Genomic DNA, 762 nt, shown 5'->3' with positions numbered 1-762 from the left:
TGGTTAGGGCCAGGTTGGCGGTCTTCGGTGAATAGTGTTGTCGAACAACAGGTTCCATTCGGTTTCCCACGGCCATCGGGCGGGTAGGTGCATGGTGATGCGCCGGGCTGAGGACGCGATACGCGCCGGAATGCAGATCAGGGTGCGGCGGACCGTGGATGTGGTGGCTTTGGCCAGACGCCCGCCGCTGAGGCTGGCGGCAGCACGAGTCAGGTTGAACGCGATGACCGCACACACCAGCCAGGCGGCGTTCGCGCAGAACTTTCCCGACGGCAGATGCGCGAGCGCGGAGGCTTTGAGATCGGCGTGAACTTGTTCGATGACCGCGTGGGCGCGGTGGGTCTTGTCGGCGGTGACGGTGTCGAGGTCGCTGGTGGTGAAGAAGGCGTGGAATCGCCACACATCGAACAGGCCGTCGCCCTCGGGTCGGAAGTCGGGGATACGGCGCACCACCAGCCGCCCGGGAACCTGCAGCGCTTTGGCTTTGGAGGTGAACGCGGTGAACGCTATCTCGGCGACCTCGGCACGTGAGATCCACAGTCCGGTGTCCGCGTCGAGAATCGCGTCGGTGTACTCGATCTTTGTCCACGCATCGGCTGCGATCTCGCTGATCGCCGCACGTATCCGCAAGTCTTGGCGCACGGTGACCGATACCTGGGCGCCGGCACCGATCGCAGCACTGACGGCGCGGTGACCGTAGAACGCTGAATCCGCCCGCACCAGCACCGGCCCCGACGCGTCAGTCGACCGCAGACGCCGCAC

At 65.5% G+C, this 762-nt stretch carries 1 protein-coding gene; it reads right to left on the bottom strand.

What is annotated here, in order from left to right; all coding sequences use genetic code 11:
• Positions 1-3 precede the first annotated feature (3 nt).
• Positions 4-762: transposase (locus tag ABW18_RS00035; RefSeq protein ID WP_049697015.1), on the bottom strand; the 759-nt coding region annotated here is incomplete at its 5' end.

It is taken from the genome of Gordonia jacobaea, assembly GCF_001186365.1.
Taxonomy (GTDB): domain Bacteria; phylum Actinomycetota; class Actinomycetes; order Mycobacteriales; family Mycobacteriaceae; genus Gordonia; species Gordonia jacobaea.
This window is presented reverse-complemented; position numbering and strand designations above follow the sequence as displayed.